Annotated in this window: 11 protein-coding genes; 8 read left to right on the top strand and 3 right to left on the bottom strand. The window is 67.7% G+C overall.

Annotation, left to right across the window (positions count from 1 at the left end; all coding sequences use genetic code 11):
- The first annotated feature begins 27 nt into the window (after window positions 1-27).
- Together GQ674_RS16300 and GQ674_RS16295 are read left to right on the top strand one after the other, a co-directional pair.
- Window positions 28-1,212, top strand: a complete 1,185-nt coding sequence (locus tag GQ674_RS16300) for a class I SAM-dependent methyltransferase (RefSeq protein WP_038691815.1) — start codon at window positions 28-30, stop codon at window positions 1,210-1,212.
- A 1-nt stretch (window position 1,213) separates the two neighbouring features.
- A complete protein-coding gene (locus GQ674_RS16295) occupies window positions 1,214-1,603 on the top strand; it encodes a VanZ family protein (RefSeq protein WP_128098000.1) in 390 nt (129 codons plus the stop codon).
- Between the two features lie 120 nt (window positions 1,604-1,723).
- Here GQ674_RS16295 and GQ674_RS16290 read toward each other — a convergent pair whose 3' ends face one another.
- The 3 genes from GQ674_RS16290 to GQ674_RS16280 all read right to left on the bottom strand — a co-directional run bounded on the left by GQ674_RS16290 (window position 1,724) and on the right by GQ674_RS16280 (window position 7,951).
- Window positions 1,724-4,060, bottom strand: coding sequence for a family 20 glycosylhydrolase (locus GQ674_RS16290; RefSeq protein WP_159497908.1), 2,337 nt, complete (start codon window positions 4,058-4,060; stop codon window positions 1,724-1,726).
- Window positions 4,061-4,156: 96 nt separating this feature from the next.
- Window positions 4,157-6,784, bottom strand: coding sequence for a TonB-dependent receptor (locus GQ674_RS16285; protein WP_159497907.1), 2,628 nt, complete (start codon window positions 6,782-6,784; stop codon window positions 4,157-4,159).
- Between the two features lie 138 nt (window positions 6,785-6,922).
- Window positions 6,923-7,951 (bottom strand): glucokinase family protein, encoded by a 1,029-nt coding sequence (locus GQ674_RS16280; protein WP_159497906.1) that lies wholly within the window; start codon window positions 7,949-7,951, stop codon window positions 6,923-6,925.
- A 368-nt stretch (window positions 7,952-8,319) separates the two neighbouring features.
- Between GQ674_RS16280 and GQ674_RS16275 the strand changes: the two genes are divergently transcribed.
- From GQ674_RS16275 to GQ674_RS16250, 6 genes are all read left to right on the top strand, one after another.
- Window positions 8,320-9,612, top strand: a complete 1,293-nt coding sequence (locus GQ674_RS16275) for a sugar MFS transporter (protein ID WP_137190373.1) — start codon at window positions 8,320-8,322, stop codon at window positions 9,610-9,612.
- Between the two features lie 42 nt (window positions 9,613-9,654).
- Window positions 9,655-10,722 carry a LacI family DNA-binding transcriptional regulator gene (locus GQ674_RS16270; RefSeq protein WP_137190372.1) on the top strand — a complete coding sequence of 356 codons (1,068 nt, stop codon included), beginning with the start codon at window positions 9,655-9,657 and terminating at the stop codon, window positions 10,720-10,722.
- 6 nt (window positions 10,723-10,728) lie between these two features.
- Window positions 10,729-11,757 (top strand): SIS domain-containing protein, encoded by a 1,029-nt coding sequence (locus GQ674_RS16265; protein WP_159497905.1) that lies wholly within the window; start codon window positions 10,729-10,731, stop codon window positions 11,755-11,757.
- Entirely contained in the window at window positions 11,757-12,905 is a 1,149-nt protein-coding gene (gene nagA / locus GQ674_RS16260; RefSeq protein WP_159497904.1) for an N-acetylglucosamine-6-phosphate deacetylase, read from the top strand. The genes GQ674_RS16265 and nagA overlap by 1 nt, the downstream gene beginning before the upstream one ends.
- The gene (locus GQ674_RS16255; protein WP_159497903.1) at window positions 12,902-13,969 is read left to right on the top strand and encodes a heparan-alpha-glucosaminide N-acetyltransferase domain-containing protein; all 1,068 of its coding nucleotides are present in this window, start codon (window positions 12,902-12,904) and stop codon (window positions 13,967-13,969) included. The genes nagA and GQ674_RS16255 overlap by 4 nt, the downstream gene beginning before the upstream one ends.
- A 118-nt stretch (window positions 13,970-14,087) precedes the next feature.
- Window positions 14,088-17,081 carry an autotransporter domain-containing protein gene (locus GQ674_RS16250; protein ID WP_236546106.1) on the top strand — a complete coding sequence of 998 codons (2,994 nt, stop codon included), beginning with the start codon at window positions 14,088-14,090 and terminating at the stop codon, window positions 17,079-17,081.
- Window positions 17,082-17,095: the final 14 nt, after the last annotated feature.

The following is a 17,095-nucleotide window of genomic DNA, read 5'->3' as shown; positions in this document are numbered from 1 at the left end:
TGCATTGTCACCGCAATCGCCTGCACCATGCATTCCCCACTGCCGACCCCCGATACCGACGCCCTGGCCCACAGCGATCAGCTGGCCGCGGCACTGCGCGCTGAAATCCTGGCCAATGGCGGTGCCATGCCGTTTGCCCGGTTCATGGAACTGAGCCTGTACACGCCGGGGCTGGGGTACTACAGCGCGGGCGCCAGCAAGTTCGGCCAATCCGGCGACTTCACCACGGCACCCGAACTGGGCCCGTTGTTCGCCGCCACCCTGGCCAACGCGATCGCGCCGGTGATGCAGCAGCTGGGACCGCAGGCGCGTTTCATGGAACTGGGCGGCGGCAGCGGCGCGTTTGCCGAGGTGCTGCTCAAGCGCATGCTCGAACTGGACGCGCTGCCCGACCGCTACGCGATCCTGGAACCCAGCGCTGACCTGCGCGAGCGTCAGCGCGAGCGTCTGGAAAAAACACTGGTGCCGCCGCTGTTCGCACTGGTGGAATGGCTGGACGGCCCGTTCGACGACGACTGGGACGGCATGGTGTTCGCCAACGAGGTGATCGACGCGCTGCCCACCCCGCGTTTCCTGGCCCGTGACGGCATGGTCTTCGAGGAAACCGTGGAGCTGGATGCCGACGGTGCCTTCATGCGCGGCGCGCAGCCGGCCGACGCCATGCTGAGCGCGGCGGTGCGGCATATCGAGCATTACCGCGAGAAGCCGTTCGCCGATGGCTACCGGTCCGAACTGCTGCCGCAGCTGCCGTACTGGATCCAGGCCGTGGCCGGCGGCATGCAGCGCGGCGCGATGTTGTTCGTCGACTACGGCTACCCGCGCGGCGAGTACTACCAGGACGAGCGCGACGACGGCACGGTGCGCGCGTTCTACCGCCACCAGGTGCACAACGACCTGTACCGCTGGCCGGGCCTGCAGGACCTGACCGCCTCGGTGGATTTCACCGCGTTGGCCGAAGCCGGCACCGGTGCGGGCTTCGAACTGGCCGGGTACTGCACGCAGGCCAACTTCCTGCTGGGCAATGGCCTGGATGCGTTGTTGGCCAAGGCCGATGCGCGGACCGATGAATTCGGCAAGGTGCGCCTGCGTGACCAGGTCAAGAAACTCACGCTGCCCACCGCGATGGGGGAGCGCTTCCAGGTGATGGGCTTCCAGCGCGATGTCGATTTCGAGCCTGCCTTCACGCTGGGCGATCTCACCTGGCGGCTCTGAGATGACCACGACAGGGATGTTGAAGCCGCTGCGATGGCCGCGGTTCTGGCTGGCGCTGTGGTGGTTGGCCATCGCCGCCACCATCGCCGTGTGCCTGGTCCGGCTGCCGCCGATGGCGCTGCCGGACAACAGCGACAAGGTGGAACACTTCCTGGCCTACTTCCTGCTGGCCGGCTCGGCGGTGCAGATCTACCGCACGCGCGCCGCGCTGGTGTGGGCGGGCGTGGGCCTGGTCGGTATGGGCATCGGCATCGAGTTCGCCCAAGGCGCCCTGACCGCCACCCGCATGGCCGACCCCATGGACGTGCTGGCCAACAGCATCGGCGTTGTCGCCGGCCTGTGCCTCACCTTCACCCCGTTGCGCGACCTGTTGGTGCGTTTGCGCGGGTGAGCGGCGGTGACGACCAACGGTCGTCACCCGTGTGACATTGCTGTCGCCCCGCCTCCCGACCCGCGCGGCCGGTGCGGGGTTCACGGGTAGGTACCCACCGTGGGTGGGTACGCGCCCGGATCAACGCGGCTGCAACGTCACCTCATCCACCACCCACATGGTCGGGCGGGTGTCACCGGTGAAGCGCACGCACAGGTCCTGGGTGCCCTTCAGCGACCGCGGCAGCGCGGCGTCCAGCGTGATGAAGCCGTCGGCGCCCGGCGTGGCCGGCAGCGGCACGCTGACCAGCGGCTTGCCGTCGCAGGTGCCGTTGAGCACGTCCATTTCGCCATGCGCGCTGCGCGCCGGGCTGAATTTCCGCGCCGGTTCGTCGTGGGCCAGCTGGAAGTAATACGGGATCTGCCCGGCACGCACGCGCAGCCTGGCGATGCCGTCCACGTCGGCCTGCTGCCACAACCAGCACGGGTTGAAGATGTTGACGTTGAAGATGGCGCGCTCGCCGTCGGCTGGGCCGTCATCTTCCAGCCGCAGCAGCAGCTTGCCTTCGCCCGGACACATCGCCAGCTGCTGATCGTTGCGGGTGAGCAGCGACGTGGCGGTGATGTTGAAACGGCTGGCGGCGTTGGCCAGGGCCTTGCCGTTGAAGAACGTGGCCGCCTGCAGCGTGATCGGCAGCGGCTGGGTCAGCGGCGCGGTGTAGCGCGGCGACTGCGCGGTGACCGGGCTGCCATCCACGCTGTAGTGGATCTCGTAGCCCAACGGTGTGCTCAGTGCCAGCGTCGCGGTGCCGGCTTTGCGGTCATCGCGGCTGTCCTGCTCCACCTGGAACGGGGTCTGTGCATACGCGATGCCCATGGCCTGCCAGCGCTGCAGCTGGCTGGGCAGGCGTGCCAGGAAGTCGGCGTAGTCACGGCGTTCGCGCGGCGACCAGCCGGTTTCGGCCACGGCGGCCAGGCGCGGGAACAGGTTGTGCTGCAGGCGCGCGTAGGTGCGCGTGTGCTCGGTGAACATGTTCGCCTGCAGGCCCAGGATGTGCTGCTGCTTGTCCTTGGCCAGCGCATCGGGTACCGGCTCGAAACCGTAGACGCGCGCCAGCGAGGTGACCAGCGGGCGCCCCGGCGGCTCGTTGTCCGAGGTGGTCTGCAGGTAGTCCATGTACATGTCGGTGACCGGCGACATCACTACGTCGTGGCCTTCGCTGGCCGCCTTGAGGCCGCCTTCGGTGCCACGCCACGACATCACCGTGGCTTCCGGCGGCAGGCCACCTTCGAGAATTTCGTCCCAGCCGATCAGGCGCCGGTCGTGCTGCTCCAGGTACTTCTCCAGGCGCTTGATCAGGTGGCTCTGCATTTCCATTTCATTGGTCGCGCCCACCTCGCGCATGCGCGCCTGTACGCGTGCCGAGGCTTCCCACTGGTCCTTGACCGCCTCGTCGCCGCCCACGTGCACGTACTTGGCCGGGAACAACGCAATCACTTCTTCCAGCACGTTTTCCAGGAAGGTGAACGTGCTTTCTTCGGTATTGAACAGGTTCGGGAACACGCCCCATTCGCTGAGTGGCTTCAGCGGCGTATCCAGCGTGCCCAGTTCGGGATACGCCGCGATCGCTGCGGTGGCGTGGCCGGGCACGTCGATCTCGGGGATCACCTGGATATGGCGCGCGGCTGCATAGGCGATTACTTCGCGGATCTGGTCTTGGGTGTAGAACCCGCAGTACGGACGCTCGGCACCGGTGGCAGGATCGCGGCCACCATCGCCGGCCGGGATGCGGCAGCTGCCCACCGCGGTCAGCTTCGGGTAGCGCTTGATTTCCATGCGCCAGCCCTGGTCATCGGTGAGATGCCAATGGAAGGTGTTGAGCTTCTGTTCGGCCATCGCGTCGAGCACGCGCTTGATCTCGTCCAGGCTCTGGAAGTGGCGGGCCGAATCAAGCATCAGGCCGCGCCAGCTGAAACGTGGGGCATCGTCGATGCGCAGTGCCGGCAGGGCGCCTTCGGTGCTGCTGGTGAACAGTTGCGACAACGTCGCCGCACCGTAGAACAAGCCCGCTTCGGTCGCCGCGGCCACGGTCACGCCATCGCCGTTGGAGCGCAGCTGGTATCCCTCCGCACCGGTCTTCAACGCGGTGTTCAGTACGAAGTTGACGCCGTTCTTGCCGTTCCCGTTCCTGACCTGCAGGGTGGGGCCGCCGCTGCTGCGCAACAGCGTGCTGAACTGGCTGGCCACGCGCGTGGCTGCTTCACCGCGCGCCCACACCGGGGTGCTGGCGGCCATCGTGAAGGGCGCGCCCTCAAGGCGTTCCACATGGGCCGGTGCGGGGATCAGCGGCAGTGCGCCGGGCCGGGCGCGCGGACCATCGGGCGCCTGTGCATCGGTGGCGTGCGCGAGCGGTGCCAGGGACAGGGCCAGTGCGAAAGACAGCAGCGACAGCGAGGTACGACGGGTGCGGGTGTGCATCGGGTCATTCCTTTGTAGCGAATCGGGTTCCACCTGTGAAAACGGGCCCGGAGGTCCGGGCCCGTCGATCAGGCGTTCAGCAGGGTACGGCGGTGATCAGAACTTGAAGTGCACCGTGGCCATGTAGCGGCGGCCGCTCTTGTAGCGCGAGGCCAGGTGGTCCTTGTCGCCAAGGTACTGGAAATACTCTTCGTTCAGCAGGTTCTGTGCGTCCAGGGTCAGCGACCAGTTGTCGTTGAAGGTGTACCCGAAGCTGGCGCCCAGTTCGGCGTAATCGTCCACGCTGGCCGGGGCCGAGCCTGCAACGTAGCCGCCGGCCAGGTAGCTGTCACGCCAGTTGTAGGTCAGGCGTGCGTTGATCGGGCCCTTCTCGTAGTACGGGCTGAACGCGACCGAGTTGCGCGACTGGTACGGCAGCGGGTCGCCGGAGTTGTTCTCGCCATTGGCGTAGGTGTAGTTGGCGGTCAGGCCGAACCCGCTTTCGCCGAAGGGCTGCTGGAAGCTGAGGTTGAAGCCCTTCACGTGGCCGCTGCCGGCATTGCGCGGACGCTGGATGCTGTAGTCGCAGTAGCCGTCGGCGGTGCAGCCGTTGGTGCCCACCACGTTGGCCCAGGTGGCCGGCGAGGTGTCGCGGATCGAGTTGTACTGGCGCTCGATGACCGCGCTGCTGTCGATGTAGTTGTCGATCTTCTTGTAGAACAGCGACCAGGCCACCACCGACTGCGGGGCGAAGTAGTACTCGGCCGACAGGTTGTAGTTCCACGACTCGTACGGGGACAGGTCGGCGTTGCCACCGCTGCCGTTGAGCGTGGTGTCGTTGAGGAACGTGTTGTTCACCATCTGGTTGTACGGGGCCCAGGCGATGACCTTGCTGGCGCCGAAGCGGAACACCCAGTCATTGGCGGTGTCGTAGACCAGGTTGACCGAGGGCAGCAGGAAATCTTCCTTCTTGGTCTGGGTCTGCCACTTGCTGTCCAGGTCGGTCAGGGTGGGGGTGCCACCGTAGACGAACCCGCTGCCGTCGGTCTTGGAATCGACATAGCGCACGCCGACGTTGCCGCGGACCGGGCCGTTGGAGAAGTTCAGCTGCGCATAGGCGGCGTTGTTGGTCTGCTCCAGCGCCCAGGTGTTGTTGAGGTAGCTGGCCGGATCCGGGTTGGCGTAATCCAGCGGGCTGCCCTTGACCCAGTTCAGCACGTTGTTGCGCCCGGCCTGGACATGGCGGCCCTGGCCATCGCTGAAGCCCTGGATGTCGGTCAGGCCGATGGTGCCGACGTCGGCCAGGGTGCCCGGGCGCACGCCGCCGTAGACATTCAGGTCGAAGCTCTCTTCATGCTTGCCGTGGCGCGCGCCGAATTGCAGCTGGTTGAAGATGCTGTCGAACTGCACGTTGAAGTCCAGCTGTGCGTAGGTGTCCTTGCTCTGCGTGGAGAAAATGCCGTTGTTGCCGAACCAGCCGCCGGCCGAACCCCAGTTGGCCGGGTTGCGCGCCGCATCGGGGTTGTCGAAGGTGATGCCCTTGTCCAGGTTCCAGCTGAAGCCACCGTTGTAGAACGGTTCGATGAAGTACTGGGCCAGGTCCTTGTTCTCGGACTTGCTCTGGCCGGCCTGGCCGCTGATGCCCCAGCTTTCGCCCTTCCACGCGCCGCGCAGGTCCAGGCCCTTGGTGGTCACTTCGGATTCGCGAACGTTGTTGTCGTAGATCACCGTGCCGCTGTTGGCGGTGGCGCTGGCGTTGGAATGGCCGCTGTTGACCACGCCGTTGCGCACGTCGCCGAGCTGGTTGACCGCACCCACGGTACCCGGGTTCCAGGTCAGGAAGGAATACATCGACTGGTTGTAGTTGTCGAAGTTTTCCTTGATGTACAGGCCGCTCAGGTTGAACTCGAGTTCGTCGGTCGGCTTGAACTGCAGGTTGACCACGGCGCTGTCGCGCTTGCGGTCCTGCTGGAACCATGCGGCGTTGACCGAGTTGGGCACGTCGGCGTTGGGATCCACGCCCGGTGCATTGGTGAACGTGGATGCCTTGGCGTACCCGAACACTTCCATGCCCTGGCGGTCCACGCGCTCTTCATAGTGCTGCGCGGCCACGTTGATGCCAAAGGTTTCTTCGTCGTTCTTCCAGCTGTAGATCGCCGAGGCGTTCGGCTTGCCTTCGCTGGCCTGGTCGCTGTAGCTGTAACCCACCGACGCGGCCACTTCATTGGCGCGCATGTCCAGCGGCTGGCGGGTGTGCATCAGGATGGTGCCGCCCAGGCTGCCTTCGGTCAGGCGCGCTTCGGAGGACTTGATCACTTCCATGCGGCCCAGGATCAGCGGCGACAGCAGCGTGTAGTCGAAGCCACGGTTGGGCTGTTCGCCATACAGCCAGATCGCCTGCGCGACCGGATGGCCATCCAGGAACGAGAGGTTCAGGCTGGGATCGGTGCCGTCGATGCTGACGCGCTCACCCTGGCCGAAGCGACGATCCAGCGAAATGCCCGGCAGCTGCGACAGCGCTTCGGCCACGTTGGTGCTGGGGAACTTGCCGATGTCCTCGGCGGTGATCGCCTCGGAAATGGTCACGTTGTTGCGCTTGGTGTCCAGCGACTTTTCCAGGCTGGCGCGGATACCCACGACGCTGACCGTGTCCAGGTCGGTCGGGGTAGCGGTTTCCTGCGCCTGCGCGCCGAACACCAGACAGCTGAAAATGGCTGCCGAAAGCAGACTCTTGCGGTGGTTCATGATGTCTCTCCTCATCAATCCGATGGTTCGCCGGCGACGGCGTGTCTTCTTGCGTCTGGTACGACTTTGCCGCGCCCCCCGTTGCCGGGTGCGCCTGGGTGCCACGTACTGCTTTTTTGCTGCGTACCCGCTGCGCCGTCAGACGCGCGGGTCGTCCCTATGGCCGAGGTACCAGCTGGCGGCGCCGATGACGCCCAGCTGCCCGTGCTCGACCACCTTCACGGGAATGCGTTCCAGCGCCTCGCGCATCGGCCCCTTGTTGAGGTACCGGCGCACGAAACTGCTGTTCAACAGGAATTCGCGGATCTGCGGCAGGATGCCGCCGGCCAGGTAGACCCCGCCGGTGATGCCGTACTGCAGGGCCATGTCGCCGATGGTGCTGCCGAGCAGGCCGCAGAACACCTCCAGGCTTTCGCGCGCCAGCGGGTCCTGGTTGGCCATGGCCGCGGCGGTGATCGCATCGGGCGTGGCCAGCGTGGGGGCCACGCCGTTGAGGGCACACAGGGCGCGATACAGATTCATCAGGCCGGGGCCGGACAGGGCGTGTTCCACCGACACATGCGCATGCTCGCGCTGCATCTGGCGCACGATAGCCATTTCCAGTTCGGTGGTGGTGGCCAGGGTGGGCTGGCCGGCTTCGGTGGCCAGCACTACCGCACCGTACGCGGTGGGAATCCACACCGCCGCGCCCAGTCCGGTCCCCGGGCCGACCACCAGGGTCGGGCCACGCGGGGCGCTGGTCGGGCCGGTCAGCTGCAGCACACCGCTGGCGTCCACCTGCGCGGCGGCATAGGCCACCGCTTCAAAGTCGTTGACGATGTAGACCTGGTCCAGGCCCACGTCCTGTTCGATCCGGCGCGCCGACAACGGCCATGGCAGGTTGGCGCTGATCACGGTGCCATCCCGCCGGGCAACGCCGGCGGTGGCCACCACGCAGTGCGCCGGGCGCTCGCCGGTACCGAGGAATTCGGCCAGGATCGCGCTCAGCCCGGGGTAATCGGCATTGCGGAACTTGCGGTATTCCAGCAGCTGCACCGGATGGTCCGGCTGGGCGCTGGCCTGCACCCGGGCCACCCGCACATGCGTGCCACCCACATCGGCGGCCAGGAACGGCGGCACCGCGGCGGGCAGGGCATGGGCCGGTACAGAGTGGGCGGCTGCGGTCACACGGGCTCCCTTGGATTGTGCAGGACCGGTCCGACCCGGCGATTGAGGCGGAGTCTGTAATCGTTCTGACAACGATGTCAACGATAACCTCAGACTTTCGATGTTGCGCCGCAGCGGGCGCTGTCATCAGAAAACGTTTTCATCCCTTGCCCGCCATGTTTTTGCAACCTGCCTGAAATGGCGCGGCCGGGGACCGTCAAGCGTGGCGGGGCGTGCGATCTGCGCAGGTGCAGCACGGTGCGGATCGGCACCGTGATGAAAACCGCTTGTTGACAAACCCGGCAGCGGCGACGAATAAATGTGACAACGTTGTTCCCAGCCACTCTTCCGGCGCGCCATCGCGGCCCGCCGATGCAGGAGCTTTCTTGATGTCTGCCGTGCCTGCTGCCTCCGCGCGTTCGAGCGTGCTTACGTCGATCCTGATCATCGGCGTGCTGTTCTTCCTGATCGGCTTCTTCACCTGGCTCAACGGGCCGCTGATCACCTTCGTCAAACTGGCCTTCGAGCTGGACGAGGTCGGCGCCTTCCTGGTGCTGATGGTGTTCTACCTGTCCTACTTCTTCCTGGCCCTGCCGGCCTCGTGGATCCTCAAGCGCACCGGCATGAAGAAGGGCTTGAGCCTGAGCCTGCTGGTGATGGCCGCCGGCGCGGTGGTGTTTGCCCACTTCGCCCAGCAGCGCTGGTACCCGGGGGCGCTCAGCGGCCTGTTCATCATCGGTAGCGGGCTGGCCCTGCTGCAGACAGCAGTGAACCCGTACATCAGCATCCTGGGCCCGATCGAGACTGCGGCGCGGCGCATCGCGCTGATGGGCATCTGCAACAAGATCGCCGGCATGCTGGCCCCGGTGCTGATCGGCACGCTGGTGCTGCATGGCATCGGCGACCTGGACGCGCAGGTGAAAGTGGCCGATGCGGCCACCAAGACCGTGCTGCTGGATACCTTCGCCGCCAAGATCCAGATGCCCTACATGGCCATGGCCGGGCTGCTGGTGGTGCTGGCCGTGGGCGTGCTGTTCTCGCCGCTGCCCGAGCTGAAGACCGCCGAAGCCAACGCCACCCCGGCGCGCGCGCCCGGCACCGCCGAACGCACCAGCATCTTCCAGTTCCCGCACCTGTGGCTGGGCGTGCTGTGCCTGTTTGTGTACGTGGGCGTGGAGGTGATGGCCGGCGATGCGATCGGCACCTACGGCCATGGCTTCGACCTGCCGCTGGACCAGACCAAAATGTTCACCTCGATCACCCTGGGCGCAATGCTGGTCGGCTACCTGGCCGGGCTGGCGTTGATCCCGCACGTGGTTTCGCAGTCGCGCTACCTGAGCGTCTCGGCAGTGCTGGGCGTGGTGTTCTGCATCGGCGCGCTACTCACCCACGGCTACGTGTCGGTGGGCTTCGTGGCCGCGCTGGGGTTTGCCAACGCCATGATGTGGCCGGCGATCTTCCCGCTGGCCATCCGCGGCCTGGGCAGGTTCACTGAAACCGGCTCGGCGCTGCTGGTGATGGCCATTGCCGGCGGCGCGATCATTCCGCAGGCCTTTGCCGTGCTCAAGCAGCACTTCGACTTCCAGTGGGTGTTCGCCGGGCTGATGGTGCCGTGCTACCTGTACATCCTGTTCTATTCGGTGCGCGGCCATCGGGCCGGCCTGCCCCGCGACGGCCAGTGATCGGCGATCATGGACGTCCAACCGGATCGGCAGGAAAAGAGCATGCGCAGAGCGACCATCAAGGATGTGGCTGAGCGGGCCAAGGTGTCGCTGAAGACGGTATCGCGGGTCATCAACAACGAACCGTCGGTGATGCAGGCCACCCGCGCGCGCGTCCTGCGCGCGATCGCCGAGCTGGATTACGAGCCCGATCCCGCCGCGCGCAACCTGCGCACGGGCACCACGCTGGTGGTCGGGCTGGTGTACGACAACCCCAACCCGTACCACATCATCGGCGTGCAGAACGGCGTGCTGGCGGCCTGCCGCGAGACCGGCTTCGGGTTGCAGATCCATCCGTGCGATTCCAGTTCGCCGATGCTGGCCGAAGAGCTGGCCGACTGGGTGCAGCGTTCGCGCCTGGCCGGGCTGGTACTGACCGCGCCGATGTCCGAGCGCAAGGATCTGGTGGCCGCGCTCACCGCCCGCGGCATCAAGCTGGTGCGCATCATCGCCGCCACCGCCGACCCCGAAGACGGCGCGTGCGTGTTCGTCGATGACCGCGAAGCGGCCTATGAAATCACCGAACACCTGATCCAGTTGGGCCACCAGCGCATCGGCTTCCTTTGGGGCGGTACCTCGCACCGCTCCAGCGGTGAACGCTATGCCGGCTATGAAGCGGCGCTGCGCGACTACGGCATGAGCATCGACAAGCACCTGGTGGTGCAGGGCGACTACACCTTCGACGACGGCTTCCGCGGCGCACGTCGGCTGCTGGCGCTGCGCGAACCGCCCACCGCGATCTTCGGCTCCAACGATGAAATCGCCGCCGGTGTGCTGGCCGCGGCCAAGTCGGCCGGCATGAACGTGCCGTACGACCTGTCCATTGCCGGCTTCGAGGACAGTCCATTCTCGCGCCAGTCGTGGCCGCCGCTGACCACCGCCAAGCAGGCCACCGAAGACATCGCCCGGCATGCCGCGCGCCTGCTGATCGCGCAGCTGCGCAGCGATGCCTACGACGACGCACCGCTGCAGCTGCAGAACCAGGGCTTCGTACCGCAGCTGGTGGTGCGTGGTTCCACCGCGCCGATGCGCCCGACCGGCGCGCGCCCTCCTTCCCCTGAAACCACCTGAGTTCCCATGTCCCTGCCTGCCCCCCACGACACCCTGATGTACCGCGAAGCCGCCGAAGCCGCCGACGTGATTGCCGCGCAGTTCGCGCGCAACCAGGTGGCGGTGGAAACGCTGGCCGCCAGCCTGCGCGCGGCGCCGCCGCCGTTCGTGGTGACCTGCGCGCGGGGCAGCTCGGACCATGCCGCCACCTACGCCAAGTACCTGCTGGAAACCCGGCTGGGCCTGGTCACCGCCTCGGCCTCGCCGTCGGTGGGCTCGGTGTACGAAGCGCCACTGAAACTGCGGGGCGCGCTGTACATCGTCATTTCGCAGTCGGGCAAGAGCCCGGACCTGCTGCGCAACGCCGAGGCCGCGCGTGTGGCCGGTGCGCGCGTGGTGGCGCTGGTGAACGTGGAGGATTCGCCGCTGGCGCAGCTGGCTGAAACGGTGATTCCGCTGGGAGCCGGTGCCGAACGCAGCGTGGCGGCGACCAAGAGCTACCTGGCCTCGTTGTCGGCGATCCTGCAGCTGGTGGCTTACTGGAGCCAGGACGTGGCACTGATCGCCGCGCTGCGGGCGCTGCCAGATGCACTGCGCCAGGCCTGGAACAGCGACTGGTCGGTGCTGACCGACGGCCTGGTGCCGGCGCACAACCTGTTCGTGCTTGGCCGCGGCCTGGGCCTGGGCGCGGCCCAGGAAGCCGCGCTGAAGTTCAAGGAAACCTGCGGCCTGCATGCCGAAGCCTATAGCTCGGCCGAAGTGAAGCATGGGCCGATGGCGCTGGTGGGCCCGGGCTTCCCGGTGCTGGCGTTTGCCCAGCCCGATGAAACCGGCGCGGGCACCCGCGCGGTGCTGCAGGAGTTTGGCGCGCGCGACGCGCAGGTGTGGCTGGCCGACGTCGATGGCGACCTGGCGCTGCCGGTTGCGCCGCACCCGGCCTGCGCACCGCTGCTCACCGTGCAGGCGTTCTATCGCGCGATCAATGCACTGGCGCTGCGCCGCGGGCACAACCCGGACCTGCCGCCGCATCTGAACAAGGTGACGGAAACCGTCTGATGAAAACCGTCCTGCGCAATGCCCGGATCCTGGCCGGCGATGAGTTCCGCGACGACCTGGCGGTGGTGATCGAAGACGGCCGCATCACCGCGCTGGTCTCCGACGCGGCCCCGCAACTGGGCAGCGCCGACGAACAGGTGGACCTGGGCGGTGGCTGGCTGCTGCCGGGCTTCATCGACGCGCAGGTCAACGGCGGCGGTGGCGTGCTGTTCAACAACACGCCCGACGTGGACAGCCTGCGCACGCTGGCTGCCGCGCACCGCCGCTTCGGCACCACCGGGCTGCTGCCCACGCTGATCAGCGACGATGTGCAGGTGATGCGCCGCGCGATCGACGCCACCCGCGCGGCCATCGCGCAGGGCGTGCCCGGCGTGCTCGGCATCCACCTGGAAGGCCCGTACATCGCGCCGGCGCGCAAGGGCACGCACGACGCCAACAAATTCCGCGTGCCCGACGCCGACGAGATCGCGATGGCGGCCTCGCTCGACAACGGCGTGACCCTGTTGACCCTGGCCCCCGAACGGGTGCCGTTGGAGAGCATCCGCGCGCTGGTCGAACGCGGCGTGATCGTGGCGGCCGGGCATACCGCCGCCAGTTACGAAGAAGCGCGCGCCGGGCTGGACGCCGGCATCCGCGGTTTCACCCATCTGTACAACGCGATGTCGCCGTTGACCGGGCGCGAGCCGGGTGCGGTGGGCGCGGCGCTGGAAGACCGCGACAGCTGGATTGGCATCATCGCCGACGGCGTGCACGTGCATGCGGCCAGCCTGCGCGTGGCGCTGGCGGCCAAGCCGCGCGGCAAGGTGATGCTGGTCACCGACGCGATGCCGCCGGTAGGCGCTGACAGCCCCAGCTACGAGCTGTATGGCGAAGTGATCACGGCCGTGGACGGCGTTGTGCGCAATGCCGCCGGTTCGCTGGCGGGCTCGGCGCTGGACATGGCCACGGCGGTGCGCAACGCGGTGCACCTGCTCGGCCTGCCGCTGGATGAAGCCGCCCGCATGGCCTCGCGTTACCCGGCGCAGTTCCTCAACCTGGACGATCGCCTGGGCGAGATCGCCGAGGGCTACCAGGCCGACCTGGTGCTGCTCGACAACGCACTGCAGGTGCGCGCCACCTGGATCGCTGGCGAGCGCGAGGACGCATGACCGCCTCCCCATCGCCGCGCATGGGCTCGATCGATGCCCTGCGCGGGCTGACCGTGGCGGCGATGCTGCTGGTCAACAACCCCGGCGACTGGGGCCATGTGTATGCACCGCTGCTGCACGCGGACTGGCACGGCTTCACGCCCACCGACCTGATCTTCCCGCTGTTCCTGTTCATTGCCGGTGTGTCGATGGCCTTCAGCCTGTCGCCGCGCGCGGGCGAGCCGGCGTTGCGCCCGGCCCTGCGCAGTGGCCTGTTGCAGCGTGCGCTGCGCATCGCGGTGGCCGGCGCGGTGTTGCACCTGCTGGCGTGGTGGCTGATGGACCTGCCGGCCTACCGGCTGTGGGGCGTGCTGCAGCGGATTGCGCTGTGCGTGGCGGTGGTCGGGCTGCTCGCGATCCAGACGCGTGCGCGCACGCAATGGGCGGTGCTGGTCGGGCTGCTCCTTGCGTACGCGGTGATCCTGCTGGGGGCCGATTCGCTGGCACCGTGGGTCAACCCGGCCAGCCGCCTGGATACCACGTTGTTCGCGCCGCTGCTCTACAAGTACGACCCGCTGACCGGGCTCGGCCACGACCCAGAAGGGTTGCTGAGCAGCCTGGGCGCGCTCGCCAGCACGCTGCTGGGCCTGCGTGCGGGCGCGTGGCTGCGGGCGGGGCAGGTGGGTGGGCTGGCGGCGCTGGCCACGGCATGCCTGTTCCTGGGCGGTGTAGCGACGCTGTGGCTGCCCCTCAACAAGCAGCTGTGGACCCCCAGTTTCGTGCTGTGGACGGGCGGGATATCGGTGGCGGCCTTGCTGCTGGCCCACCTGCTGGTGGATCGCTGGGGTGCGCCGGCGCTGGGCCGACGCTTCGGCGTCAACGCCATTGCCGCGTACCTCGGCTCCTCAGCGATGGCGCTGCTGCTGATGGCGAGCGGCGCGTGGGGATGGCTGTATCACGCCCTATCGACGCTGCTGCCGACCGCGCCCGCGCTGGCCTCGCTGCTGTGTGCGGTGGGCTTCGTGGCGGTGTGGTGGGGCGTGGTGTGGGCGCTGGACGCGCGGCGCATCTACCTCAAAATCTAAGATTGGCATCACCTTCTTTTACCCCCCCATCACGGTGCAGCGGTAAAAGTACTGACGCCGGTCTGCGTAGAAGCACTGGGCCGTTGCCCTACCCCCTCTTGTCGAACAGGAAAGGCGTATGCGCTCGATGCCCGTTGCGCCGGCACGCACTGTGCTGGCAGACCGTATCTCACATTGGCTGCGTCGGGGCTGTGGCGGCGCGCTGGGTACGGTCCTGCTGGCCGGTAGCGCGCCCGCCTGGGCCGGCTGTGACACCCCCGCGCCCGGTCAGGGCCAGACGGTGACCTGCTCGAGCGCAGCGCCCAATCCGGATCCGGTGGCCATCGTCACCGCCGGTGGCGCGTCCAACACCACCATCAACGTGCTGGCCAACGCGCAGCTCGGTATCGCCAGCGGCAACGCCATCACCGTGCAGGCCGGTACCGGGCATGTCATCAACAACAGTGGCAGCATCATCGCCAACGCCGGCCGCGCGCTGCAGCTCAACGGGACCACCTACCTGGTGAACCGCGGCACGATTGCCGGCAGTACCGGCGGGGTCGTGTCCGGTGCCGGCAACGACCGCATCGACATGCTCGGCGGCAGCATCCAGGGCGGCGTGCTGCAGGGCGCGGGCAACGACACCCTGGTGATCCGCGACGGCGTGATCGACAGCGTCGACCAGGGCGGTGGCGAGGACAGCCTGGAGATCAGCGGCGGCAGCGTGACCGGCACCGTGCAGCAAGGGTCGGGCATCGACACCTTCCTGATGACCGGCGGCAGCATCGGCGCCCTGCTGCAGGGCGACGCGCTGGATCGCTTCCGCATGACCGGCGGGCGCATCGTCGGCGCGTTCGACGATGGCGACTACGCCGAAATGACTGGCGGACGCATCGGCCGGGTCAACATGAAGCTGGACGACAACACCTTCCTGATGTCCGGCGGCACCATCGATGGCAACCTGGTCACCGGCTTCGGCCGCGACACCATCGTGCTGTCCGACGGCTACATCGGCGGCAACATCAGCGTCAGTGGCGGCGACGACGCGGTGACCATCACCGGCGGCACCGTGCGTGGTGAAATCCGGATGAGTTTCGGCAACGACAGCCTGACCTGGAACGGCGGCGGCGTGGTGCACGGCGCCATCGATTTCGGCGACGGCGATGACGTCGCGCAGCTGACCAACCTCAACAGCGCCCACCTGGGCGCGCTGCCGGTGTTCGACGGTGGGCTGGGCAACGACGTGCTCGGCTTCGACAACGTCAAGACCGGCGGCGTGGCGCGCTTTGCCAACTGGGAACAGGTAGCGTTGCGCGACGACACCCAGCTGGCCTTCGACGGCACCCTGGTGCTGGGCGACAGCGCCAGCGGCACCGGTCGCCTGGACATCGATGCCACCAGTGCGGTGTTCGGCGGTGGCGGCAACGGCGGCGTCGCCCCGTTCACGGCCGGGCAGCTGGCCACGCTCACCAACGCCGGTCGTATCGACCTGAGCAACGGCGGCGGCGTGGGCGACACCTTCACCGTGGTCGGCAATTACGTTGGCAATGGCGGCGCGCTGTATCTCAACACGGTGCTGGGCGACGACAGTTCGGCGTCGGACAAGTTGGTGATCTCCACCGGCAGCGCCAGCGGCACCACGGGCGTGGGCATCCTCAACGCCGGCGGTGCCGGTGCGTCCACCGTGGCCGACGGCATCCTGGTGGTGCAGGCGATCAACGGCGCCACCACCGCGCCCACCGCGTTCGCGCTGTACAACCCGGTCGCCGCCGGTGCGTATGAGTACTTCCTGTTCAAGGGCGGGGTCAGCGGCGGCACGGCCGAGAACTGGTACCTGCGCTCGACCCTGGTGGCCAGCGTTACCCCCGCACCTTCGCCGCCGCCGGGCGGGGGCACCACGTTGCCACCGCCGCCGCCGGAGAGCACCGGCACGCCGCCGGTCGACCTGCCGCCGGCACCGCCGCCGCCGCCGGACGTGAATCCGCCGGATGATCCGAACCCGGCCGCGCCCGAGCCGGCCCCGCCGCCCGAGCCGGCCGATCCGGCCGACGTCGCGCCGCCCACCATCGATACCCCGCCGCCGGTGCCCACCGACGTGGCGGGGGTGCCCGGGCCGCTGGCGGTGCCGCCCACGCCCGGTGCGCGCCCCGCGCAGGGCGACATCATTCCGCTGTACCGCTTCGAGACCGGCCTGTACTCGGTGGTGCCGCCGCTGCTGCGCGAAACCAGCCTGGCCAGCCTGGGCACCTTCCACGAACGCCAAGGCGAGCAGCGTCTGCTGGCCGGGCAGGGCGGCGTGCGCGCGGCCTGGGCGCGGCTGGTGGGGCAGAGCCACGAACAGCAGTGGGACGGCGACGCGCAGCCCGGCTTCGATGGCGACATCCAAGGCATCCAGGCCGGCCTGGACCTGTACGCCAGCGCGGGCGATAGCCATCGCGACCAGTTCGGCGTATTCGTCGGGCGCACCCGCGCGCAGGGCAACGTGACCGGTTTTGCGATCGGCTGGGAAAACGTTGCGGTGGGCCGCACGCGGCTGGATGACAAGCACGTGGGCCTGTATTGGACCCGTGTCGGCAGTGCCGGTGGCTACCTGGATGCGGTGGTGATGCAGAGCCGCTACGACGGCGACGCAACCTCCTCGCGCGGGCTGGGCATCGACGTGCGCGGCGATGGCACCACCGCCTCCCTGGAAGTGGGCAAGCCGCTGCTGCGCGTCGGGCAGAGTGCGTGGTGGCTGGAACCGCAGTTGCAGGTGATCTGGCAGCGCACGGCGGTGGACGATGCCGGCGACGCGGTGTCCGCGCTGCGCTTTGACAACGACAACGCCTGGACCGGGCGCGTCGGCCTGCGCCTGGCTGCCGACTACGACATCGCCGGCAACGGCTGGCAGCCGTACATCAAGCTCAACTACTGGCAGACCCTGGACGGGGAAGACCGCATCGATTTCGACAGCAACCGCATCCTCAACCAGCAGGATGCGCGTGCGTTGGAAGTGGGCGTGGGCGTGGTGGCGCGTTTCAACAGCAATGTCAGTGCGTTTGCGGTGGCCGATTACACACGTGACCTGGAAAGCAGCGCACGCAAGGAACGCAAGGTGATCGAAGGCAATATCGGGCTGCGGCTGGACTGGTAGGGCGACGGCAGGCG

Origin of the sequence: Stenotrophomonas sp. 364 (assembly GCF_009832905.1) — a bacterium.
In the GTDB taxonomy this organism is placed as follows: domain Bacteria; phylum Pseudomonadota; class Gammaproteobacteria; order Xanthomonadales; family Xanthomonadaceae; genus Stenotrophomonas; species Stenotrophomonas maltophilia_AP.
The sequence above is the reverse complement of the archived record's forward strand: the minus strand, read 5'-3'. Positions and strand labels throughout refer to the sequence as shown.